The organism is Stenotrophomonas sp. BR163 (assembly GCF_047520985.2).
Taxonomy (GTDB): Bacteria; Pseudomonadota; Gammaproteobacteria; order Xanthomonadales; family Xanthomonadaceae; genus Stenotrophomonas; species Stenotrophomonas sepilia.
Map to the genome: position 1 here is coordinate 89,786 of NZ_JAXBRE020000008.1, position 22,470 is coordinate 112,255.

Annotated in this window: 21 protein-coding genes and 2 riboswitches; of the genes, 10 read left to right on the forward strand and 11 right to left on the reverse strand. The window is 68.1% G+C overall.

Annotation, left to right across the window (positions count from 1 at the left end; all coding sequences use genetic code 11):
* Positions 1-15: 15 nt before the first annotated feature.
* From ACM0PY_RS09090 to ACM0PY_RS09115, 6 genes are all read left to right on the forward strand, one after another.
* The gene (locus ACM0PY_RS09090) at positions 16-774 is read left to right on the forward strand and encodes a pilin (protein ID WP_111200423.1); all 759 of its coding nucleotides are present in this window, start codon (positions 16-18) and stop codon (positions 772-774) included.
* A gap of 49 nt (positions 775-823) precedes the next feature.
* Entirely contained in the window at positions 824-1,753 is a 930-nt protein-coding gene (locus tag ACM0PY_RS09095; protein WP_111200424.1) for an RDD family protein, read from the forward strand.
* Between the two features lie 197 nt (positions 1,754-1,950).
* Positions 1,951-4,434, forward strand: a complete 2,484-nt coding sequence (locus ACM0PY_RS09100) for a DNA topoisomerase I (protein WP_111175351.1) — start codon at positions 1,951-1,953, stop codon at positions 4,432-4,434.
* 131 nt (positions 4,435-4,565) lie between these two features.
* Complete coding sequence (gene tsaC, locus ACM0PY_RS09105) at positions 4,566-5,156, forward strand: L-threonylcarbamoyladenylate synthase type 1 TsaC (RefSeq protein ID WP_005419629.1); 591 nt, start codon at positions 4,566-4,568, stop codon at positions 5,154-5,156.
* A gap of 43 nt (positions 5,157-5,199) precedes the next feature.
* Complete coding sequence (locus ACM0PY_RS09110) at positions 5,200-5,889, forward strand: hypothetical protein (protein ID WP_049438508.1); 690 nt, start codon at positions 5,200-5,202, stop codon at positions 5,887-5,889.
* Positions 5,890-5,923: 34 nt separating this feature from the next.
* On the forward strand, positions 5,924-6,634 hold the full coding sequence (locus ACM0PY_RS09115) for a hypothetical protein (RefSeq protein WP_180885453.1): 711 nt from the start codon (positions 5,924-5,926) through the stop codon (positions 6,632-6,634).
* Between the two features lie 93 nt (positions 6,635-6,727).
* Here the strand turns inward: ACM0PY_RS09115 and ACM0PY_RS09120 are convergent, their stop codons facing one another.
* The gene (locus ACM0PY_RS09120) at positions 6,728-7,504 is read right to left on the reverse strand and encodes an SDR family oxidoreductase (RefSeq protein ID WP_014038643.1); all 777 of its coding nucleotides are present in this window, start codon (positions 7,502-7,504) and stop codon (positions 6,728-6,730) included.
* Between the two features lie 111 nt (positions 7,505-7,615).
* On the opposite strand from ACM0PY_RS09120, the gene ACM0PY_RS09125 reads away from it, so the two are divergent.
* Positions 7,616-7,828: a hypothetical protein gene (locus ACM0PY_RS09125; protein WP_049411884.1), complete on the forward strand. Its 213-nt coding sequence runs from the start codon at positions 7,616-7,618 to the stop codon at positions 7,826-7,828.
* A gap of 125 nt (positions 7,829-7,953) precedes the next feature.
* Here the strand turns inward: ACM0PY_RS09125 and sppA are convergent, their stop codons facing one another.
* The 4 genes from sppA to ACM0PY_RS09145 form a co-directional block, all read right to left on the reverse strand.
* Positions 7,954-9,876 (reverse strand): signal peptide peptidase SppA, encoded by a 1,923-nt coding sequence (gene sppA, locus ACM0PY_RS09130; RefSeq protein ID WP_061478137.1) that lies wholly within the window; start codon positions 9,874-9,876, stop codon positions 7,954-7,956.
* 115 nt (positions 9,877-9,991) lie between these two features.
* Positions 9,992-11,356, reverse strand: coding sequence for an MATE family efflux transporter (locus ACM0PY_RS09135; RefSeq protein WP_005419642.1), 1,365 nt, complete (start codon positions 11,354-11,356; stop codon positions 9,992-9,994).
* A gap of 207 nt (positions 11,357-11,563) precedes the next feature.
* Positions 11,564-12,145 carry a DUF3106 domain-containing protein gene (locus ACM0PY_RS09140; RefSeq protein WP_072167263.1) on the reverse strand — a complete coding sequence of 194 codons (582 nt, stop codon included), beginning with the start codon at positions 12,143-12,145 and terminating at the stop codon, positions 11,564-11,566.
* Positions 12,138-13,142 (reverse strand): hypothetical protein, encoded by a 1,005-nt coding sequence (locus ACM0PY_RS09145; RefSeq protein ID WP_088496608.1) that lies wholly within the window; start codon positions 13,140-13,142, stop codon positions 12,138-12,140. Before ACM0PY_RS09145 ends, ACM0PY_RS09140 begins: the two co-directional genes overlap by 8 nt.
* A gap of 413 nt (positions 13,143-13,555) precedes the next feature.
* On the opposite strand from ACM0PY_RS09145, the gene ACM0PY_RS09150 reads away from it, so the two are divergent.
* The gene (locus ACM0PY_RS09150) at positions 13,556-15,733 is read left to right on the forward strand and encodes a primosomal protein N' (RefSeq protein ID WP_180885487.1); all 2,178 of its coding nucleotides are present in this window, start codon (positions 13,556-13,558) and stop codon (positions 15,731-15,733) included.
* Between the two features lie 96 nt (positions 15,734-15,829).
* Here ACM0PY_RS09150 and ACM0PY_RS09155 read toward each other — a convergent pair whose 3' ends face one another.
* Positions 15,830-16,450 (reverse strand): glutathione S-transferase family protein, encoded by a 621-nt coding sequence (locus ACM0PY_RS09155; protein ID WP_111200430.1) that lies wholly within the window; start codon positions 16,448-16,450, stop codon positions 15,830-15,832.
* A gap of 133 nt (positions 16,451-16,583) precedes the next feature.
* Entirely contained in the window at positions 16,584-17,363 is a 780-nt protein-coding gene (locus tag ACM0PY_RS09160; RefSeq protein ID WP_005419652.1) for an NYN domain-containing protein, read from the reverse strand.
* A gap of 123 nt (positions 17,364-17,486) precedes the next feature.
* Here ACM0PY_RS09160 and ACM0PY_RS09165 point away from each other — a divergent pair, with 123 nt between their 5' ends.
* The gene (locus ACM0PY_RS09165; RefSeq protein ID WP_005419654.1) at positions 17,487-18,767 is read left to right on the forward strand and encodes an NAD(P)/FAD-dependent oxidoreductase; all 1,281 of its coding nucleotides are present in this window, start codon (positions 17,487-17,489) and stop codon (positions 18,765-18,767) included.
* Between the two features lie 80 nt (positions 18,768-18,847).
* On the opposite strand, the gene ACM0PY_RS09170 is transcribed toward ACM0PY_RS09165, so the two are convergent.
* The 3 genes from ACM0PY_RS09170 to ACM0PY_RS09180 form a co-directional block, all read right to left on the reverse strand.
* Entirely contained in the window at positions 18,848-19,303 is a 456-nt protein-coding gene (locus ACM0PY_RS09170) for a hypothetical protein (RefSeq protein ID WP_005419657.1), read from the reverse strand.
* A gap of 3 nt (positions 19,304-19,306) precedes the next feature.
* Entirely contained in the window at positions 19,307-19,738 is a 432-nt protein-coding gene (locus tag ACM0PY_RS09175) for a nuclear transport factor 2 family protein (RefSeq protein WP_032954574.1), read from the reverse strand.
* A gap of 71 nt (positions 19,739-19,809) precedes the next feature.
* On the reverse strand, positions 19,810-20,076 hold the full coding sequence (locus tag ACM0PY_RS09180) for a GIY-YIG nuclease family protein (RefSeq protein ID WP_005419660.1): 267 nt from the start codon (positions 20,074-20,076) through the stop codon (positions 19,810-19,812).
* A 40-nt stretch (positions 20,077-20,116) separates the two neighbouring features.
* Positions 20,117-20,206, forward strand: a riboswitch (glycine riboswitch).
* A gap of 13 nt (positions 20,207-20,219) precedes the next feature.
* A riboswitch (glycine riboswitch) is annotated at positions 20,220-20,323 on the forward strand.
* A gap of 84 nt (positions 20,324-20,407) precedes the next feature.
* Between ACM0PY_RS09180 and ACM0PY_RS09185 the strand changes: the two genes are divergently transcribed.
* Positions 20,408-21,025: a trimeric intracellular cation channel family protein gene (locus tag ACM0PY_RS09185; protein ID WP_005419661.1), complete on the forward strand. Its 618-nt coding sequence runs from the start codon at positions 20,408-20,410 to the stop codon at positions 21,023-21,025.
* Between the two features lie 262 nt (positions 21,026-21,287).
* Here the strand turns inward: ACM0PY_RS09185 and ACM0PY_RS09190 are convergent, their stop codons facing one another.
* The gene (locus ACM0PY_RS09190) at positions 21,288-22,361 is read right to left on the reverse strand and encodes a 3-deoxy-7-phosphoheptulonate synthase (RefSeq protein WP_072167272.1); all 1,074 of its coding nucleotides are present in this window, start codon (positions 22,359-22,361) and stop codon (positions 21,288-21,290) included.
* Between the last annotated feature and the right edge of the window lie 109 nt (positions 22,362-22,470).

Genomic DNA, 22,470 nt, shown 5'->3' on the forward strand with positions numbered 1-22,470 from the left:
TTCAGGAGCGTCCCCGTGAGCGAGTGGTTCCATGCAGAAGGCAACCGGCAGCAAGGCCCGCTGCCGGCGGAACAGTTGGTCGAGTTGTTCCGAAACAACCAGATCTCCCTGGACACCCTGGTCTGGCGCGACGGCCTGCCGCAATGGCAGCCGTTGCGTACCGTTGTCGACGAGCTGGGCCTGATCGTGCCGGCACTGGACGTTGCTGCGCCGGCCCAGCAACCCGAGCCGGAACCGGAACCGGTGCCCCCTCCTCCGCCGCAGCCGCCTGTGCTGCCGCCGTCCACGCCCTATGCCACCCAAGCGGCGGCCGGGGTCCTGCCGCCGCCGAAGAAGAAGCTCTCCGGTTGCGCCCTGACCGCGATCATCGGCGGCGGCCTGCTGCTGGTACTGGTACCGATCCTGGCCATCCTCGCGGCGATCGCGCTGCCCGCATACAACGACTACACCGTGCGTGCCAGGATCGCGACCGCGGTCAATGCCCTGCAGCCGCTGAAACAGCAGGTGCAGCACTTCGCCGACGATGAAGGCCGCTGCCCCGGCGCCAACGATGCCGGTTTCCCGGCCCCGGGTGACTTCACCCAGGCCGGCCTGTCGGCGGTGAACATCGGCCGCTTCAACAACGGCCACTGTGGCATCGAAGCAACACTGGCCGTGCCCGGCAAGAGCCTCGATGGCGACCTGCTGTGGCTGGAATATGATCGCGACAGTGGCCGCTGGGAATGCAGCGGTGAAAGCGACGACAAGTACCTGCCGACGTCATGCCGCGGCTGAGCCACGCGCACGGCAGCACCTCCAAGGACGATCCAACAGGGAACATGCAATGACTGAGTGGTACTACGCCGTAGGACAGCAACGCCAGGGCCCGCTGTCGGTCCAGGAGATCCGCCAGCGCTTCCAGCGCGGCGAACTGAACCTGGACACCCTGGTCTGGCGCGAAGGCATGGCCCAGTGGGCTGCACTGCGCCAGATGGTCGATGAACTGGGCCTGCAGACGCTGGCCGACGCCAGCACCGCCACTGCCAGTGGCGGCTTCGACCTGCGCAGCGACTACGCCGCCATCGACAACGGCACTGCGCCGCTGCCTGGCACGGGCGCGCTCAGCAGCTCGCCCTACAACGCCCCGGCCGCCACCGCTGCCGGTGGCGCGCGGCCGGTGATCGGCGGCGAGGTGGTCTACGCCGGCTTCTGGAAGCGCGTCGCGGCCTACATGATCGACTACTTCGTGCTGGCCGTACCGGGCGGCATCATCGGCGCCATCATCGGCGTGGTGCTTGGCGCCAGCATGGGCGCGGTGGGCAGTGGCGAAACCTCCATCGAAATCGTCGCGCAGCTGGCCAGCGCGCTGATCAACATGGCCATCGGCGTGGCCTACTACACCTGGTTCCATTCCTCGCAGGGCGGCGCCACGCTGGGCAAGATGGCGGTCGGCATCAAGGTCGTGCGCAGCAACGGCGACCGCCTGACCCGGGGCCGCGCCTTCGGTCGCTACTGGGCCATGCTGCTGAGCAGCTTCACCCTGGGCATCGGCTTCCTGATGGCCGCCTTCACCGAGCGCAAGCAGGGCCTGCACGACATGATCTGCGACACCCTGGTGGTCGACCGCTGGGCCTATACCGACCAGCCGCAGCTGCAGCGCCATGAGCTGGGTACGGTCACCATCGTGATCCTGGTACTGACCGGCCTGCTGACGGTGGCGGGCCTGGTGCTGCTGGTGGCTGCGGTCGGCTTCATCGCCAAGATGGCCTCATGAACGGCCATCCTCACGTCTGGCTGCTTGACAGGGGCTGGCCGGGCGTGATTCCTCTAATTAATAAGGTGAAACCTGAACGCCCGGCACACTACCGGGCGTTCAGCGTATTGATTTGTCCGTGGCCGCTTCACTAATGCGGCCGTTTGCTCCACCCTAGCGGCCCCTTCCCTGCGGCTCGCCCCACAGACACTGCTGCCATGCCCAAGCACCTGCTCATCGTCGAATCGCCGGCCAAGGCCAAGACGATCAACAAATACCTCGGCAAGGACTACACCGTCCTGGCCTCGTATGGGCATGTGCGTGACCTGATTCCGAAGGAAGGCGCGGTCGACCCGGACAACGGGTTCGCCATGCACTACGACGTGATCGACAAGAACGAAAAGCATGTCGATGCGATCGCCAAGGCCGCCAAGGGCGCCGACGACATCCTGCTGGCAACCGACCCGGATCGCGAGGGTGAAGCGATCAGCTGGCATATCGCCGAGATCCTGAAGGAGCGCGGGCTGGTCAAGGACAAGCCGATGCAGCGCGTGGTGTTCACCGAGATCACCCCGCGCGCCATCAAGGAAGCGATCAGCCAGCCGCGTGCGATCGCCAGCGACCTCGTCGACGCCCAGCAGGCCCGCCGCGCGCTGGACTACCTGGTCGGCTTCAACCTGTCGCCGGTGCTCTGGCGCAAGGTGCAGCGCGGCCTGTCCGCCGGCCGCGTGCAGAGCCCGGCGCTGCGCATGATCGTCGAGCGCGAGGAAGAGATCGAAGCCTTCATCGCCCGCGAGTACTGGTCGATCGCTGCCGAGTGCGCGCACCCGTCCCAGCACTTCAATGCCAAGCTGGTCAAGCTGGACGGGCAGAAGTTCGAGCAGTTCACCGTCACCGATGGCGACACCGCTGAAGCGGCGCGCATGCGCATCCAGCAGGCCGCGCAGGGCTCGCTGCACGTTACCGACGTCGCCAGCAAGGAGCGCAAGCGCCGCCCGGCGCCGCCGTTCACCACCTCCACCCTGCAGCAGGAAGCCTCGCGCAAGCTCGGCTTCACCACCCGCAAGACCATGCAGGTGGCGCAGAAGCTGTATGAGGGCGTGGCCATCGGCGACGAAGGCACCGTCGGCCTGATTTCGTACATGCGTACCGACTCGGTGAACCTGTCGCAGGACGCGCTGGCGGAAATCCGCGACGTGATCGCCCGCGACTACGGCATCGCCTCGCTGCCGGACCAGCCCAACACCTACCAGACCAAGTCGAAGAACGCCCAGGAAGCGCACGAAGCGGTGCGCCCGACCTCGGCCCTGCGCACGCCGTCGCAGGTCGCCCGCTTCCTGACCGACGACGAGCGGCGCCTGTACGAGCTGATCTGGAAGCGTGCGGTGGCCTGCCAGATGATCCCGGCCACGCTCAACACCGTCAGCGTCGACCTGTCGGCCGGCAGCGAACACGTGTTCCGCGCCAGCGGCACCACCGTGGTCGTGCCCGGCTTCCTGGCCGTGTACGAGGAAGGCAAGGACAACAAGAGCGCCGAGGACGAAGATGAGGGCCGCAAGCTGCCCGCGATGAAGCCGGGCGACCGCATCCCGCTGGAACGCATCCTGGCCGAACAGCATTTCACCCAGCCACCGCCGCGCTACACCGAAGCGGCGCTGGTGAAGGCGCTGGAAGAGTACGGCATCGGCCGTCCCTCGACCTACGCTTCGATCATCCAGACCCTGCTGTTCCGCAAGTATGTGGAAATGGAAGGCCGCAGCTTCCGCCCGTCCGACGTGGGCCGCGCGGTGTCCAAGTTCCTGTCCAGCCACTTCACCCAGTACGTGGATTACGACTTCACCGCCAGGCTTGAGGACGAGCTCGATGCCGTCTCGCGCGGTGAGGAAGAATGGATCCCGCTGATGGCCCGTTTCTGGGAGCCGTTCAAGGAACTGGTCGAAGACAAGAAGGAATCGGTCGACCGCGCCGAGGCCAGTGGCGCGCGCGAGCTCGGCACCGACCCCAAGACCGGCAAGCCGGTCAGCGTGCGGCTGGGTCGTTTCGGGCCGTATGCCGCCATCGGCAGCACCGCCGAGGACGCCGAGGAAAAGCCGAAGTTCGCCTCGTTGCGCCCCGGCCAGTCGATGCACACCATCTCGTTGGAAGACGCGCTGGAACTGTTCCTGATGCCGCGCGCGCTGGGCGAGGACAATGGTGAGCCGGTCAGCGTCGGCATCGGCCGCTTCGGCCCGTTCGCCAAGCGCGGCAGCACCTACGCCTCGCTGAAGAAGGAAGATGACCCGTACACCATCGACCTGGCCCGCGCCGTATTCCTGATCGAAGAGAAGGAAGAGATCGCGCGCAACCGGATCATCAAGGAGTTCGAGGGCAGCGACATCCAGGTGCTGAACGGCCGCTTCGGCCCGTACATCAGCGATGGAAAGATGAACGGCAAGATCCCCAAGGATCGCGAGCCGGCCTCGCTGACCCTGGCCGAAGTGCAACAGCTGATGGAAGAAACCGGCAAGCCGGTGCGCAAGGGCTTCGGCGCCAAGAAAGCCGCCGCGAAGAAGGCGCCGGCCAAGAAGGCTGCAGTGAAGAAGGAAGCAGCGCCGAAGAAGGCAGCGGCCAGGAAAGCGCCGGCCAAGAAGGCGGTGAAGAAAGCTGCCGCAAAGAAGGCACCGGCGAAGAAGGCCGTCAAGAAGACCGCCGCAAAGAAGTAGATTCACGCCATGCGCGGATGAGGGGCAGTGCCGGCCGCTGGCCGGCAACACCTGGAAGCGTCGGATGCCGGCCAGCGGCCGGCACTACCGAGTGGGTGCGTTCCACCCCTTCTGCACGCAGCGGGGGGATAATGGAGGCCCACGCCGGGCCGGTCGCCGTCATGAAAGAACTCACCCTGAACTCTGCTGTCGCCACGCTCCGCGCCGGTGGCGTGATTGCCTATCCGACCGAGGCGGTCTGGGGCCTGGGCTGCGATCCGTCACATGAAGCCGCGGTGCACGCGGTGCTGCGGCTGAAGCAGCGCCCGATCGAAAAGGGCATGATCCTGGTCGCCGCCGAACTGTCGCAGCTGGAGGGCTGGGTCCGCCTGCAGGCATTGCCCGACGCCCGCCAGCGCGCGGTGCTGGCCAGCTGGCCGGGCGCCAACACCTGGATCCTGCCGGCCGGTCCGCACGCGCAGCCCTGGGTCACCGGCGAACACAGCGGTATCGCGGTGCGCATCAGCGCCCACCCGCTGGTCGCCGCCCTGTGCCGCGCCTGGGGTGGCCCGCTGGTCTCCACCAGCGCCAACCTGGCCGGTGAACCACCGGCCCGCAGCCGTGCCGAGCTCGATCCGCGCCTGCTGCGCCTGCTCGATGGCCTCCTCGACGGCGAGACCGGCGGCCTGGCCCAGCCAACCCCGATCCGCGACGCGCTCAGCGGCAACGTGCTGCGCTCCTGAACCGACGATTGCACTGCCGCGGACAATCACGCACCCTGCCGCCATGAACCTGCTGCGCACCGCCCTGGGCCTGTGCCTGTTGCTGCCATGGACCGCACCCGCCGCCGAGGACGTGCGCGTGTACCGCTGTGTCGCCAGCAACGGCGCCGTGGCCCTGCAGGACAAGCCATGCAGCAGTGGCCGGCAGGAAGTGCGTGACCTGCAGCGCCCGCGCGACCCGGCCCCCCGGGTGGTGCGCAGCGACGCGGCACCCGCCCGGCCGGACGAGGTTCCGGTGATGCGTGATCGTGAGGTCCGCCACGTCTACCTCCAGCCACCACAACCGTTGTACGAGTGCGTAAGCGACGACGGTCGCCGCTACACCAGCGACAACAACGAGGGCAATCCGCGCTGGGTGCCGTTGTGGACCAGCGTCTGGCTCCCGCATGGGCACCACGGCCCGGTCCATCCCGGCCCACGCCCCGCCTTCGGCACGCCGGTCGGCCCCCCCATCGGTGAAGGAACCGGCTACCGGCCGCCAGCGGTGGGTGTCGGTGTGCAGGTTCCGGCCGGCAGCGTGCTGGTCCGCGACAGCTGCCATGCGCTGCCGCCACAGGAAGTCTGCGCGCGCCTGCGCGACCGCCGCTGGGAACTGGACCGCCGCTACAACAGCGCGCTGCAGAGTGAACGCACCGCCATCAGCAACGAACAGCGTGGCATCGACGCGCGCCTGTCGCGCGACTGCGAACGCTGAGCGCAGCACCTGCCGTGGCATGTACCCTGTGCGCATGAAGAACCTGATCTGGCTGGCCCTGGGCCTGTTCGCCGGCAACGCAGTGGCCGACGACGGGGTGATCTACCGCTGCACCTCCAGCAACAGCGATGTGCCCACCCTGCAACGTACGCCCTGCCCTGCCGGCAGCAAGCAGCAGGTGGTGCGGATTCCGGCCGCTGCCAGTGCGTCGCCCACGCCGGCCCCTGTGCCGTCGCCACCCGAACCGGCGGCGGCGGGTATGCCGCCGGCTTCCGCGCCCAGCCCCCGCCGCCCCGGCGAAGGACGCACGATCATGGAAGCCGGCATGGTCGAACGCGAAGGCGGCGATCTGATACTCGACAGTGCATCGCTGCCACGCCAGGCCGATGCCGCGCCGGACAGCAATGCGCCGCCGAAGCCGCCGCTGCCGCCCATCTTCCAGTGCACCGACAGCCAGGGCGGTGGCTACCTGCACGAATACGAGGCTGCCCCCGGCCGCTGCGAACTGATGACCGTGCAGGGCCTGGGCGGCGCCACACCGGTCAACGCTGCAGGCTGCGAAGTGGTGCGCGACCGCTGCGAAGAACTGCCGGACGCGCAGCGCTGCAGCAGCTGGCAGCAACGCTTCCGCGACGCACGTGGCCGCGAGCGGTTCGCCTCGCCGGAGAACCGCGACAAGGCCCGGGGCGAACGCGAACGGTTGCAGGGCGTGCTGGAGGCCAGCAACTGCCCGGTACCGGGGTGACTGCCATGCGGTAGTGCCGGCCGCTGGCCGGCAACTGCAATCACCTGAAGATCCCGTGGTTGCCGGCCAGCGGCCGGCACTACCACCGCATGATCAGAAGCCGTAGCGCAGGAAACCACCATCCACTGCGATGCACTCGCCGGTGACATAGCTGGCCGCCGGCAGGCACAGGAAGCCTACCGCGGCAGCCACTTCCTCCGGCTCGCCGATGCGACGCATCGGCGTGCGATTGATGACTTCCTCGTAGTAGTCCGGGTCCGACAACGGACCGGACGTGCGCCGCGTGCGGATGTACCAGGGCGCCACCGCGTTGACCCGGATGCCATCCTCCGCCCACTCGACGGCCAGGTTGCGCGTCATCTGGTGCATCGCGGCCTTGGTCATGCCATAGACCACGCCACTGCGCACGTGGGTCAGGCCGGACACGCTGCCGACGTTGACGATGGACGACGACGCATGCCGCGCCAGCAGCGGATGCGCGTAGCGCGACAGCTCGAAGGCCGAGAACAGGTTGGTCTCGAAGATCTTGCGCCATTCGTCCTCGGAATACTCCGTGGCCGCCTTGGTGACGTTGCCACCGGCGTTGTTGACCAGGATGTGCAGGCCATCGCTGTGGTCTTCCACCCAGTCCAGGATCTGCCGGCGGTCCTCGTCATCGGAGACATCGGCAGCCAGCGCGTGCACCTGGTGCTGCGGATACACGTCCAGCAGTTCGTCGCGCGCCGTCTCCAGCATATCGATGTCACGGCCCACGATCATCAGGTCGGCACCGAGGCCGGCCAGTTCGTGCGCGATGGCCAGGCCGATGCCGGCGCTGGCGCCCGTAATCAGGGCAGTCTGGCCGTCCAGGCGCCACCGTTGCTGGGTCATGTGTCCTCCGGGGCCGCGCCCGCTGTGTTTCGATGCCGCAAGGATACGCGCTCACGGCAGGGCGTTGCCGGAGATGCGACACTGCGCGAACGCCCACCGCGGAGTACCGCCATGCGCATCCTGATCCTGTCGTTGTCCCTGCTGGCCATCGTGCTGCTGGTGGCCTGCCAGCGTCCGCCGACGCCGAACCCGGAGAAGCCACCGGTGCCCAAAGCGATGTCGCGTGCGATGCAGGAGCCGCTGGACCGCGCCAAGGGCGCGCAGAAGGCCGTGGATGAAGCCGCCGCACGCGAGCGCAAGGCCGAGGCCGACGCGGCGCAATGACGAGTGGCCTATGGGGTCAGAGCCCTTTGCGAAGCCAAGGGATCCGACCCCATGAACGAGAACGCCCGGCCAAGGCCGGGCGTTTCGCTGTCCAGTAGTTCCACGCCCTGCGTGGATGGCTTCCGTCAGAACCCGCAGAAGCAGTAAGCAAGCGCCTTCACCGGTGCGCCATTGCCCTTCTCGCGGGCCGCGTTCTCGACGAAGCGCAGCTGCGTGTCCACTTCCGGCATCGTGCGTGCCAGCATCATCCGCGCCATGCCCGAATCGGACAGCATCCAGGCACCGGCGCGGCTGCCGGCGAAACCGCTGACGAACTGTGCGAACGGCGTGGCCGCCTTCTCGATGTAGCGCACGCGATAAGCGTCGGCCTTGCCCAGCTTGGCACGGCTGGCAGCGTCGGCCACGGCATCCTTCAGGCCACCGAAGGCATCGACCAGGCCCCGTTCCTTGGCCTGCGCACCGCTCCACACGCGGCCGCGAGCCACCTCGTCCACCGCCTCGACCGGCTTCTTGCGGGCGTCGGCGACGCGGCCGGTGAAGTCGGCGTAGCCCTTGTTGATCACCGACTGGATGACCTGGCCCACGGCCGGATCCATCGGGCGGGTGACATCGAATGCACCGGCGAAACGGGTGGTGCCGACACCGTCGGTGTGCACGCCGATCTTGTCCAGCGCGCGGCTGAAGTTCGGCACCATGCCGAAGATGCCGATCGAACCGGTGATGGTCGACGGATCGGCGTAGATGCGATCGGCATTCATGCTGATCCAGTAGCCACCGGAGGCAGCCAGGTCGCCCATCGACACCACCACCGGCTTGCCGGCGGCCTGCAGCGCCACCACTTCACGGCGGATCTGCTCGGAGGCGAATACCTCACCGCCCGGCGAATCGACGCGCAGCACCACGGCCTTCACGTTGTCGTCGTCGCGCGCGGCGCGCAACAGCGCTGAGGTCGACTCGCCGCCGATGCGGCCGGCCGGCAGGTCGCCACCGCTGATCTCGCCGGCAGCCACCACCACGGCCACCTGCGGACGCGAGTCCACCGGGTTGCGACGGGCGTCGAGCAGGGCCAGGTAACGCCCGAAGTCGACGTTGCGGAAACCACCGTCGGCGTCTTCGTCGGCCACGCCGCGCTCGATCATCAGATCCTCGAATTCCTCGCGGGTCTTCAGCGCGGTCACCAGCTTCTGCTGCAGGGCGAACTTGGCCAGGTCACCACCGGCGGCGGCGATGCCTTCCGGCAGCGTGTCGATGCCGGCAGCCAGCTGCGCCGGATCCAGGCGGCGCGCCTTGGCGATGTCGCCCAGATAGCGCTGCCACACATCGTTCATCCAGAACAGGTCGGCTTCCTTGGAGGCCGGCGACGCGGCGTCGAGCACGTACGGTTCGGCCGCGGACTTGTACTCGCCCACCTTGAACAGGTGCACGTCCACGCCCAGCTTGTCCTGCAGGCCGGTGCGGAAGTACTGGCGGTAGCGGCCGAGGCCTTCGAGCACGACCGAACCCATCGGGTCCAGGTAGACCTCGTCGGCCTGCGCGGCCAGCAGGTACTGCGACTGGCCCATGCTCTCGCTGTAGGCCACCAGCTGCTTGCCGGAGGCACGCAGATCCTGCAGCGCGGCGGCCACTTCGCGCAGCGAAGCGAAGCCGGACGGCTGCAGCTTGTCCAGCTCCAGCACCACGCGCTCGATCTTCTTGTCGTCCTTGGCCGACTCGATCACCCGCAGCAGATCGCGCAGCTGGATCTCTTCGGCACCGTTGTCACCCACCGCCTTGGCCAGTGCGCGGCTGACCGGATCGGCACTGAACTGCTCGACCAGGCGGCCCTCCGGCGCGATCACCAGGGTGGTGCGGTCCTGCAGTGACTTGCTGGCACCGGCGCCCATGCCGGCGGCGATGACGAACATCACCAGCAGCAGGAACAGCAGGCCGAAGAACACCAGGTTGAGGATCAACCGGCGGGTGAAGTTCATGACGTCCCACAGCCCGATGAAGAAACTGGCGACGGGGTTGCGACGCGCCGGGGGCAGCGGGGGCACGGGTTGATTCATGGAACGCTCCGGATGGCTTCTTGCCGTGGTACCAGCATAGCCGGTGCCGCGTGATGCAGCATCGGACACAAGTCAGGGGATCGCCCGTCACGGGTGAACGTGGCGGGCAGGAAGATCAGGACAGCGCGGACTGCCCGATGCGCTGGCTGCTGCGGCGCAGGCGCCAGCCCATCAGGATGGCAGCGGCGGTCAGGCCGACGATCAGGCCGATCCACATGCCCTGCGGGCCCATGCCCAGCCCCAGGCCGAGCCCGGCGCCGAGCGGCATGCCCAGGCCCCAGTACGCGAACATGGCGATGAACATCGGCACGCGGGTGTCCTTGAGGCCGCGCAGCGCACCCGCCGACAGCACCTGGATGCCGTCCGGGAACTGGAAGGTGGCCGCGTACAGCAGCAGGGTCGAGGCCAGGCCGGCCACTGCCAGGTCGTTGGTGTACACACCGACGATGGCATCGTGGCCGAACAGCAGCACCGCCGCTGACAACGTCTGCGTGCCCATGATGATCGCGTAGCCGGCCCAGGCCGCACGCCGCACGCCGAAGCCGTCACCACGGCCGACCGCATGGCCGACGCGCACGGTGGTGGCCTCGGCCACGCCCATCGGGATCATGAAGCACAGCTGCGCGACGTTGATCGCGATCTGGTGTGCCGCCGCTTCATTGGCACCCAGGCGGCCGATCAGCAAGGCAGTGACGATGAACAGGCCGCCTTCCATCAGCACGGTGATGCCGATCGGCAGGCCGGTGCGCAGCAGCTCCCAGATCGCCTTCCAGCGCGGTCCCTCGAAGTGCGAGAACAGCTGCAGATGGGCGAAGCGCTTGGTCCGCCACAGATACAGGGCGAATGCGGTTGCCTGCAGCCACATCATCACCGCCGAAGCGATGCCCAGGCCCTCGGCCCCCAACTCCGGGAAGCCGAGCTTGCCATTGGCCAGCACGTAGCCCATCGGTGCCAGCACCAGCAGGCCACCGAAGCCGAGCAGCATGGTCGGCAGCGTCCAGTGCATGCCCTCGCTGAGATAACGCATGCAGAAGTACAGGGTCAGCGCCGGGCCACCCCAGCGCACCGCATGCAGGAACGCGGTCGCCCCCGGCACGATGTCCGGCGCGATGCCGAAGGCCGGCAGCAGCGGCGGCACCACGGTGAGGAAGGTGAACATGATCAGCCCCAGCCCCAGCGCCAGCCACAGTGCCTGGCGGAACAGCGGGCCGATCTCGCGCTCGCGGCCGGCGCCATGCAGCTGCGACACCGAGGCGGTGAGCGAGATCAGGGTGCCGATCGGAATCAGCATCGGCAGCCACAACAGCGCCGTACCGATGGTGACTGCGGCAAGGGTCGCCGTAGCGTGGTGGCCGGCAATCACGTTGTCGACGAAGGAGATCAGACCGGTGGACACATGGCCCAGCACGAGCGGCAGGGCAAGCAGACCGGTGGCGCCGACTTCCTTGCTGAAGCGCGGCGTGGAGGTTGCAGTAGACATAAGGTGCTTGACGCGAACTGCGGTTGCGCGCGAAGGGCACAGGCACCGGGTTGCGGGCGCCCATCTTACGCGGGCGGCGCCTGCATTCCCATGACATGGCGTGAATGCTGGGTTTCAGCCGCCCCACACAAAAAAGGGGACGGAGGGGATTAAGTCGTTTCAGGCCCGTTAGTGCCGGATGCGACTTAATCCCCTCCGTCCCCTTTTCTACTGGCCGGCCTGGCGCTTCAGCCAGCTGTCGCGCTCGGCGGCGGGCACGGCGAGGAAGGCGCTGCGCACCGTGTCGCGTTCCTGCGGCGGCGTGCGCTGCGCGACCAGGGCCAGCTGGGCCAGCTGCGCCGGGTTGAGCTGGCGCAGCACGGCCAGCGCGGTCTCGCGTTGCTCCGGTGGCACGAATCCGAACAGTCCGTGCAGCTTGGGGAATTCCAGGCCCAGCTGCGGGCCCAGCCGCCATCCGTCGCGGAACGCCTGATCCTGCGCCTGGAATTGCTGCCGCATGCGCTGCTGTTGATCGGCCGGCAGCGAATTGAAGCGCGCAGCCGCCTGACGGATGCGCTCGCGCTCTGCTTCCGGCAATGCGCGCCAGGCGGCGTAGTCGGCACGGCGCTGTCGCTGCTGCTGCGTATCCAGCTGGGCGAATTCCGCAGGTGCTGTTGCAGCGGCCGACGCCGGCGTGGCCGGCGAACTGCCCGGAACTGGTGGCGGCAACGGCACGCTCAACGGCTGCGGTGCGGCGGACAGCGACAGCGGCAGGGCCAGCAGCAGGCTGGCGAGCACGGACTTATTCATCGGCGGCAGCCGTTTCCAGCGTGGCACTGGCCGGCTCCGGCCGGCTCGGCTTGGCTTGCGATTCATCCACCGGCAGCGGGCCGCCCGCGGCAGTCCACGCGTACAGGTCGGCATCGGCGACCAGCGGGTAGTCGCGGTCTGCCAGCATCGCTGCGTCATCATTGGCTTGCGCCTGGCCCGCGTCCGGTGTGGCGTCGACCTTGCTCGGTGGCAGGGCTTCCACGGTCACCGGACCGGCTTCGCCCACCACGCCCTCCGGCAAGGGTGCATCGCTGCCGAACGAATGTCCCTGCAGGTAGCGCCAACCCAGCGCCGCGGCCAGCAGCACCGCCACGGTCGCCAACAGGATCAGCGGACCGCGCCAGCGCGGCTTGGCACTCGCCCGACGGCGCTTGGCGTTGGCGGCCGCACGCTCGTCCCGCTGCGGTGCGCGCCAGCTGGAGGCCGGTGCTTCATTGTGGGTGGTGGGTGCGGCCGGCTGCTGCAGTTGCTGCAGGCGCGCGGCCGGCAGGTCACGGACACGCGCCTGTACCTGCTCGGCCAACTGGCGCCAGGCCACGGCATCGGGCCGGCCCTGGGCGTCACGCGGGCAGGCATCGGCCAGCAGGTGCTGGTAGCCGGCCTCGTCCTGGTCGAGCACGCGCATGGCGATGCCCTCGTCCAGGCTGCCGCCCACCCGCAGCAGCAGCGCCAGTCGTGGAAGTGGCGGCATCGCGCCCAACGCGGCCAACGACGGCGCCCACTGCCCGCCCGCCGGCTCGCGCAGCGCCTGGCGCTGGCCCAGCAGGGTCCAGAAACGGGTCGGCCATTGCGCCATCGGCAGGTCGCTGGCGACCGCCGCAAACGCGCGCATCACTGCCACCAGGGTCTGCTCGGCACGCGCGGCATCGCCGCACTGCAGTTCAGCCACCACCAGGGCGCGGCGTTCGACGCCACGCAGGAACGCCGACAGCGCGCCGGCCGCGGTCGAGGAAACAGGGGCGGGCACAGCCGTCATCGGTCACTCCAGAGGTCTGCCGGCATGATAGCGGCAGCCCATCGGCACCCGTAGGACTTGCGCCCACAGCCACTTCGTGCTGCAGGTTGTGCACAGCACCACGCTCCCCGCGCGGGAAATTGCGGCATGCAGCTGAATTCACTCTGTTTCAGCAATGTTTCACACTCAAGTTGTTGATTTTGAATGCCTTTTAAGTGTGGCGATTTTTTGACCAACCCAAGCGTGAGCTCGTCGCCATCGGCCTCCTGGGTTGCCGTCGACCGGTAACGCACAACGTTATCCACAGAACATGTGGATAAGCCTGAATCTCCAATGGACACCGATATTTAGGTGACATTTATGATTCAACGGTCGTCGCCCGGGCACGTCTGCCCCCTGCCATTCGCGCGCGCATGGCCCGTTACACTGGCCCGATGCTTTCGCCCATTCCGACCCTGCAGGTCGCCCTGCCCGTCCCCCTGCCCCGCCTGTTCGACTACCTGTCGCCGGAGGGCGATGGCCCCACGGCCGCGGTCGGCTGCCGCCTGAAGGTGCCGTTCGGCAACCGCGAGCTGGTCGGCGTGGTGGCCGGCTACGGCCAGACCGGCGACGGCCAGGGACTGCGCCAGGCGCTGGCCTGGTGCGACCGGCAGCCGCTGCTGCAGGGCGAACTCTGGCAGAGCCTGCAGTGGCTGGCGCGCTACACCCATGCGCCACTGGGCGAGGTGCTGAGCACCGCCCTGCCCGGCCCGCTGCGCCATGGCGAGGCCCTGCCCGACACCCACCACTGGGGTTGGCAGCTGACCACCGAAGGCCACGCCCAGCGCGAAAAGCTGCGCGCCGGCAGCCGTCCGCGGCAGCTGGCCGAGCTGCTGGCCGGGGCGATCGTGGACGAGGACGTGCTCGGCGAACGCATGGCCGACTGGCGCACCGCTGCACGCAGCCTGGCCAAGCGCGCGCTGGCCGAGCGCGTGGCGATGACGGTGGCACCGCAGCATGCGCAGCCGCTGCCCGGCCCCACGCTCAACCCGGACCAGGCCGGGGCGGTGGCTGCGATCAACGCTGCCGACGGCTTCCAGCCGTTCCTGCTGGACGGCGTGACCGGCAGCGGCAAGACCGAGGTCTACCTGCAGGCGATCATCCATTGCCTGGCGCAGGGCAGGCAGGCGCTGGTGCTGGTGCCGGAAATCGGCCTGACCCCGCAGACCCTGGCACGTTTCCGCGGCCGCCTGGGCATCGCCGTGCACGCCTTGCATTCGGGGTTGAACGACAACGAGCGCGCGCGCGTCTGGGCGGCCGCCTCGCGTGGCGAAGCACGGGTCATCGTCGGCACTCGCTCGGCAGTGTTCACGCCATTGCCGCAGGCTGGCCTGCTGATCGTCGACGAGGAACACGACGGCAGCTACAAGCAGCAGGACGGCATCCGTTACCACGCGCGCGATTTCGCCCTGGTCCGGGCCAAGGCACTGGGCATTCCGGTACTGCTCGGCAGCGCCACCCCTTCGCTGGAAACGCTGCACAACGCCTACGCCGGGCGCTACACGCACTTGCGCCTGAAGCAGCGCGCCGGCGATGCGCGGCCACCCCGCGTGCGCATCCTCGATGTACGCAAGCGGCCGCTGCACGATGGCCTCTCGGCCGATGTGCTGGCCGGCATCGGCGAACACCTGCAGCGTGGCCAGCAGGTGCTGGTGTTCAAGAACCGCCGCGGCTACGCACCGGTGCTGCTGTGCCACGACTGCGGCTGGACCGCGCCGTGCCAGCGCTGCGATGCGCCGATGACCGTACATGGCGGCGGCCGACGCCTGCAGTGCCACCACTGTGGCGCGCGCCAACCGGCGCCGTTGGCATGCCCGGCCTGCGGCAGCCTGGCGCTGCAGCCGCAGGGCATCGGCACCGAACGCCTGGAAGAACACCTCACCGCCGCCTTCGCCGATTTCCCGGTGGTGCGCATCGACCGTGGCACCACCTCACGCCGCGATGCGCTGGAACAGCAGCTGGCGAAACTGGGCGACCAGCCCGGCATCCTGGTCGGCACGCAGATCCTGGCCAAGGGACACGACCTGCCGAAGCTGACCCTGGTGGTGGTGGTGGGCATCGACGAAGGCCTGTTCTCCGCTGACTTCCGCGCCAGTGAGAAACTCGCGCAGCAGCTGATCCAGGTGGCCGGTCGCGCCGGGCGCGCACGTGACCCCGGCGAGGTCTGGCTGCAGACCCATCACCCGGGTCACCCGCTGCTGGAAACCCTGGTGAGCGGTGGCTACCACCCGTTCGCGCAGGCCGAGTTGAACCAGCGGCAAGCCGCAGAATTCCCGCCATTCGCGCACCTGGCGCTGATGCGCGCCGAAGCGCAGCAGGTCGAGCACGCCAATGCGTTCCTGCTGGCTGCGCGGCAGCTGCTGGGCGAGCAGAACGTGGTGGAGGCGTACGGCCCGATGCCGGCGCCGATGCCGCGGCGCGCGGGCTACCAGCGCACACAGCTGCTGCTGTCGGCGCCGCAGCGGCCACCCTTGCATGGCGTGCTCGCGCAGCTGGTGCCGCAGCTTTATGCGCTGCCGGAAGCACGCAAGGTGCGCTGGTCGCTGGATGTGGATCCAACGGACCTGTATTGAGGGGTCAGAGCCCACCCGTCGGGGGGGATCCGACCCCGATGCCCTGGGGTCGGATCCCTTTTCGCAGAAAAGGGCTCTGACCCCGGACGCCTTCGCTTACGTCAGGGGCGACATCACGCCGCGCTGGTAGGCCGGCCGCTCGCGCAGGCGCGCATACCAATCCGCCAGGTGCGTAAGCTCCGGTCGCTGGATCGGCAGTTCGAACCAGGCATAGACCAGCGAGCCCAGCGGGATGTCGCCCATCGCGAACTTCTCGCCCGACAGCCACGGCTGCCTGGCCAGGGTGGCGTCGGCCATCGCCAGGTAGTCACCGGCGCGCACGATGGCGGCATTGATCCGCGCTTCATCGCGATCGGCCGGCGCGGTGCGCATGATGCCCCAGACCAGGTCGCTGTACAGCGGCGCCATCCGCGAAGTGCTCCAGTCCATCCACTTCTCGGCCTGGGCGCGTTCCATCGGGTCCTCGGCGTACAGGGTGCCCAGCGCGTAGCGGGCGCTCAGGTAGCGCACGATGGCGTTCGATTCCCACAGCGGCAGGCCGTGGTCTTCGATCACCGGCACCAGGCCGTTGGGATTCATCGCCTGGTACTCCGGCGTCTGCGTGCCGCCGTGGCTGCCACCGACCTCGATGGATTCGTACGGCAGGCCGATTTCCTCGGCACACCACAGCACCTTGCGGACGTTGCTGGAATTGCGGCGGCCCCAGATCTTCAACATGCGGGTTTCCTTTGCTGGCAATGCGAGCGGCAACGATACGCCTGATCGTTACGGGTGTGTGCGTGCCGGATGCGGGATCTTGCGTCTGTAGCATGCCGGCCAGCGGCCGGCACTACCGGTTCTTTTGCCGGCACTACCTGTTCTTTTTTGGCAGCGCGCGCACGTAGGACGACTTGCCATCCTTCTTCAGTTCGAACAGGCCGATCGCCGCCAGCAGATCGCTGAGCTTGCCGTAGCCATAGTTGCGCGGATCGAACGAGGCCTGGTTGCCGATCTGGCTGCCGACCGGTCCGAGGTGCGACCAGCCATCCTCACCCTCGGCCGCGGACACCGCACGGCGCAGCATCTTCACCAGCCGGGTGTCACTGCGCATTTCCGCACCGCTCTTGCGCGGACGCGCATCGTCGTTGGTCACCGGCTCGTTCGAGGCCTGCTCGCTGGACGCCTGTTCGGCATCCGGCACGCTGGCATGGGTCTGGCCCAGTGCCTCCAGGTAGGTGAACTTCGAGCACGCATTGACGAATGGCTCGGGCGTCTTCTTCTCGCCGAAGCCATATACCTTCACGCCATCGGTCAGAAGGCGCATCACCATCGGGGTGAAGTCCGCATCGCTGGAGACGATGGCGAAGCCATCAAGGTTGCGCGCGTACAGCAGGTCCATGGCATCGATCACCATCGCCATGTCCGAAGCGTTCTTGCCCTTGCTGTAGGCGAACTGCTGGATCGGGCGGATCGCATACTCATGCAGCACCGCTTCCCACCCCTTCAGTCGCGGGCTCTTCCAGTTGCCGTAGGCACGGCGCACGTTGGCCACGCCGTAGCGGGCGACTTCCGCCAAGACCTCGTCGATCTTCGAGGCCGGCGCATTGTCGGCGTCGATCAACAGGGCGATGCGCTTTTCCGGTTCGCTCATGGGCTCCTCACGGGCCGTTGCCTGAACCCGAGTATCGCCGATCCGGGCCGGCGCTGACGTGACAGGTGGCCGCCGTGCGAAGATGCCAGGCGCTTCCCCCGATGCCCCCACTGGAGTGAGTCGATGAGTCGCGAACGCGTTCCCCACCTGGTCGTTGTCGGCGGCGGTTTTGCAGGTCTCTGGGCCACCCGTGCCCTGGCCCGCGAGCGCATACGCATCACCCTGGTCGATCGCCGCAACCATCACCTGTTCCAGCCGCTGCTGTACCAGGTGGCCACCGCCGGCCTGTCCGCGCCGGATATCGCCGCACCGCTGCGCCACATCCTCGGCCACCAGCGCAATGTGGAAGTCCGCCTCGGCGAAGTGGTGGCCATCGACAAGCGGGCGCGGCAGATCCGCATGGCCGATGGCAGCACGCTGGACTACGACAGCCTGCTGCTGGCCACCGGCGCCACCCACGCCTACTTCGGCAACGATCAGTGGGCCGATGATGCGCCCGGCCTGAAGACGCTGGACGATGCCATCGCGCTGCGCCGCAAGCTGCTGCTGGCGTTCGAACGCGCCGAGGCCGAACCGGACCCGGCGAAGAAGGCGGCGTGGCTGAGTTTCGCCATCGTCGGTGGTGGTCCCACCGGCGTCGAACTGGCCGGCACCCTGGCCGAGATCGCGCGCCACACGCTGCGCAACGAATTCCGCCACATCGACCCGGCCAGCGCCAGGGTGCGGCTGGTCGAGGCTGGGCCGCGCGTGCTGTCCTCGTTCCCGGATGTGCTTTCGCTGAAGGCGCGCCGCCAACTGGAAAAGCTGGGCGTGGAAGTGCTGACCGGTACCCCGGTGAGCGACATCGACAGCCAGGGCTTCAAGCTCGGCGAACAGTTCGTACCGGCGCGCACCGTGGTCTGGGCCGCCGGCGTGGCCGCTTCACCGCTGGCGCGCACGCTGGACGTGCCACTGGACCGCGCCGGACGCGTGCCGGTGCAACCGGACCTGACCCTGCCCGGTCACCCGGAGCTGTTCGTGGCCGGCGACCTGGCCGCACTGAGCCAGGCCGACGGCAAGCCGGTACCCGGGGTGGCACCGGCCGCCAAGCAGATGGGCAAATACGTGGCCGAGGTCATCCGCGCGCGCCTGCACGGCAAGCCCGAGCCCGGTCCGTTCAAGTACGCGGACTACGGCAACCTGGCCACCATCGGCCGCATGGCCGCGATCGTGCACCTGGGCCGGCTGCAGCTGTCGGGCGTGCTGGCGTGGTGGTTCTGGCTGGCCGCGCACGTGTTCTTCCTGATCGGCTTCCGCAACCGCATCGTGGTGCTGCTGAACTGGGCGGTCGCGTACTGGAGCTACCAGCGCAGTGCGCGCATCATCTTCGGTGATGACCGCGACGACCGGCGGCCGAAGCGGTAGGGCTGCACGCAGCGGGGTCGGATCCCTTTCCGCAGGAAAGGACTCTGACCCGGTTAACACCCTCCACGCATGGCGTGGATCTACTGGTTCATCGGGCCACCGGGCACCCGCCGTTTCGACCAGGTCCGGCAGAAGTCCTCCTTCCTCGCGGTGTCGGCAATCTGCGCAGTACTCCAATGCCGGGTGATCCAGATCGTCAATGCGGTACTGCTGAGATGCCAGCGCGGCATGCCGCGCTGTGGTTGCCGCCACAGGTGGCGTCGGGCAATCCAGAAGGCCTCCCGCTCCACTTCCGGCACCTTCTTCTTCATCACGTCCTTGTCGAAGAACTGCGCGGCGAAACGCCAGGGATTCATCGGCTGGTATCCCGCGCGTGGTTCACTGCTGCACGCAGCCACACCACTGGGCGCACGGTCGGCCGGCGTCGGCCGACCGCCTGCCAATGCCAGCCCGAGCAGGTACAGCAGGCCAGGCAGCAGCGCGATGCCTGCGACCAGCACGACGACGGAGATCCATGCTTTGCCGGCGGCACGCATCGCTCACTGTGCCTTCGGCTTTGGATACCACAACGCGTTGACGATGACCCAGCGCTGGTCGAAGCGCCCCATGTGGAAGTAATCGACGAACCACGGGGTCTCCAGCCGCACCGAGGCCGCGTTGCCGGTCACGTCCAGCACCGTGCAGCGACGATCCCATTGATCCTTCGGGGTCTTCAACGCGCCCTGCTTCGTCAGCGAGACCAGTTCTTCCTTCGACATCCGGCGCAGGCCCAGGCGTTCGTCGGGTGTATCGCCGAGCACAGCGCGCTTGGCCAGGTCCGGATGCAGGGAGCGGGCGACGCGCTGCGGGTCGGCCTCCAGCTGGCCGTCGACGTAGTCGTGGCAGGTGGCTTCGATGGCCGCGATGGTGGCCGGGTCGGGGGCAGGGCTCGTTGCTGCGGAAAGAGCGAACAGCAGGGCGATCGTGGACATCCGGGTCTCCAGCTCTGGGCGCGGGGCGATCATCGCATGGGCCGGGTAGCCCATCCACGCGTGGCGTGGATCTACAGGACCGGCGCCTGCAGCCAGGCCAGCTTGCGTTCGCGGGGCTGCTGCTTGAGTTGCCACTCGGCGCGTGAGGCGGCGGCCCGGTCCGGGTATTCGCGCACGGCCAGCACGCGCAGCGGTGGCCGGGCCCGGGTGTAGCGCGCGCCCTTGCCGGCCTGGTGGGCGGCGAAACGCGCATCCACGTCGGTGCTGATGCCGGCGTAATAGCTGCCATCGCGGCATTCGAGCAGGTACAGGAACCAGGGGCGGAGGGACGGGGCCATGCCCGGATTATGCCGTGCTGCACTGCAGCGGATATACTGGCGGCCGAATGCAGGAGAGAGGCGCCGCGCTGGCGCCCGCCGAAGGCGCAGGCTCCCATGATCGCTCAGGCCGGTGGGCTGGAATCCCACCAACCATGCATTCGACTCGCCGAGCTGGAGAGAGGTCACCGGGCACGCCCGGGACGATCCGCCGAAGGGGCACGCGGCCCATGCCGCTGAACTCTCAGGCAAAAGGACAGCGGGAGCGGCACCGGTCATCGTCATCCCGTCATTGCGCAGGCAGTGGTGGCAGTTGCGCATGGCCGGCCCCACCGCGCCCGGAGCCTGTTCCATGCTGCTGTCCATCATCTACCTGGTTGCCATTTCCGCCGAAGCCATGACCGGTGCACTGTCTGCCGGCCGCCGCCGCATGGACCTGTTCGGTGTGGTCATGATCGCCTGCGTCACCGCCCTCGGGGGCGGCTCGCTGCGCGACATCCTGCTCGGCCACTACCCGCTGGGCTGGGTGAAGCATCCCGAGTACCTGGGTTTCACCGTGTGCGCGGCGCTGATCGCCACCTGGGTGGCGCGCTGGATGCACCACTTCCGGCGCACCTTCCTGGTGCTCGATGGCCTGGGCCTGATCGCCTTCACCCTGATCGGCTGCTCGATCGCGCGCGAGGCCGGCCATGCGATGCCGATCGTGCTGATCGCCGGCATGCTGACCGGCGCGTTCGGCGGCGTGCTGCGCGACATCCTCTGCAACGAGGTGCCGCTGATCTTCCAGAAGGAGCTGTACGCGATCATCGCGCTGCTGACCGGCGCGGCGTATCTGTTGCTGCTGCACTGGGGCGTGGCCGACGCCACCGCGATCCTGTGCTGCCTGGGCGGCGGCTTCGCGCTGCGCCTGCTGGCGATCCACTATCGCTGGGAAATGCCGAAGTTCGTGTACCACGACGAAGTGCATTGAGCCTCTTCGTAGCGTCGAGCCATGCTCGACTGCGCTTTGCAGGAAGCCAACGCGCGTCGCGCGCACGTCGAGCATGGCTCGACGCTACAAATATCGGCATCACCACCCCGGCGATGTACCTGGCGCTGTCGCTCATGCGCAGCGCCAGGCGCATCGCCGGTGCAGATGGGCCGGTCTCCAACTCCGGCCGGCCCTGATCGCGGCCGCACCCCCGCAGGCGCTGGCCGCCATCCACACACGTGCCGCCATCAGGCGGCTTCATTCACGCCGCTTCGGACACCTTCACTTCACGACGGGCACGCACGGCCGCAGCCAGTCGCTCCAGCACGGTCACGGTGGTGTCCCAGTCGATGCAGCCATCGGTGATGCTCTGCCCGTAGACCAGCGGCTGGCCTTCCACCAGTTCCTGGCGGCCCCCGACCAGATGGCTCTCGATCATCACGCCCACGATGCGCTGTTCGCCGTCTTCCATCTGAGCGGCGATGTCGTCGATCACCTTCGGCTGGTTCTCGGGGTTCTTCAGGCTGTTGGCATGGCTGGCATCGATCATCAGGCGCGCCGGCAGCTTGGCCTTGGCCAGCACCTGGCAGGCCTCAGCCACGCTGCCAGCGTCGTAGTTCGGTTGCTTGCCACCGCGCAGGATCACATGGCAATCCGGGTTGCCGGTGGTCGACACGATGGCAGTGCCACCCTGCTTGGTGACCGACAGGAAATGATGCGGGTTGGATGCCGCACCCACCGCGTCGGCGGCGATCTTCACGTTGCCATCGGTGCCGTTCTTGAAGCCGACGGGGCACGACAGCCCCGAAGCCAGCTCGCGATGCACCTGGCTTTCGGTGGTGCGTGCGCCGATCGCGCCCCATGCCACCAGGTCGGCGATGTACTGCGGCGAGATCACATCGAGGAATTCAACACCGGCCGGCAGGCCGAGCTTGTTGATGTCGCGCAGGAGGCCACGGGCGACGCGCAGGCCCTTGTCGATCCTGAAGCTGCCGTCCAGGTCCGGGTCGTTGATCAGGCCCTTCCAGCCCACCGTGGTGCGCGGCTTCTCGAAGTACACGCGCATGACGATTTCCAGCTCGCCAGCCAGCGCGTCGCGCAGCGGCTTCAGGCGCTGGGCGTACTCGATGGCGGCCTTCGGGTCGTGGATCGAGCACGGGCCCACCACCACCGCCAGGCGGTCGTCACGGCCGTGCAGGATCTGGTGCAGGGCCGCGCGCGAGGCGCTGACGGTGTCGGAAGCCTCATCGTCACAGGGCAGCATCGCCAGCAGCTGGGCGGGCGGTGTCAGCGGTTCGATGGTGCGGATACGCAGGTCGTCGGTGTGCGGGGGCATTGCAGGAGATCTCCGGAACGTTGGGGGTCCCCAGCGTGGCGGCATGAAAAAAGCCGCCAGGTTCGCTGGCGGCTTTCGGGAATGCGTCTGAAGCTTTCTTCAGGGTGAG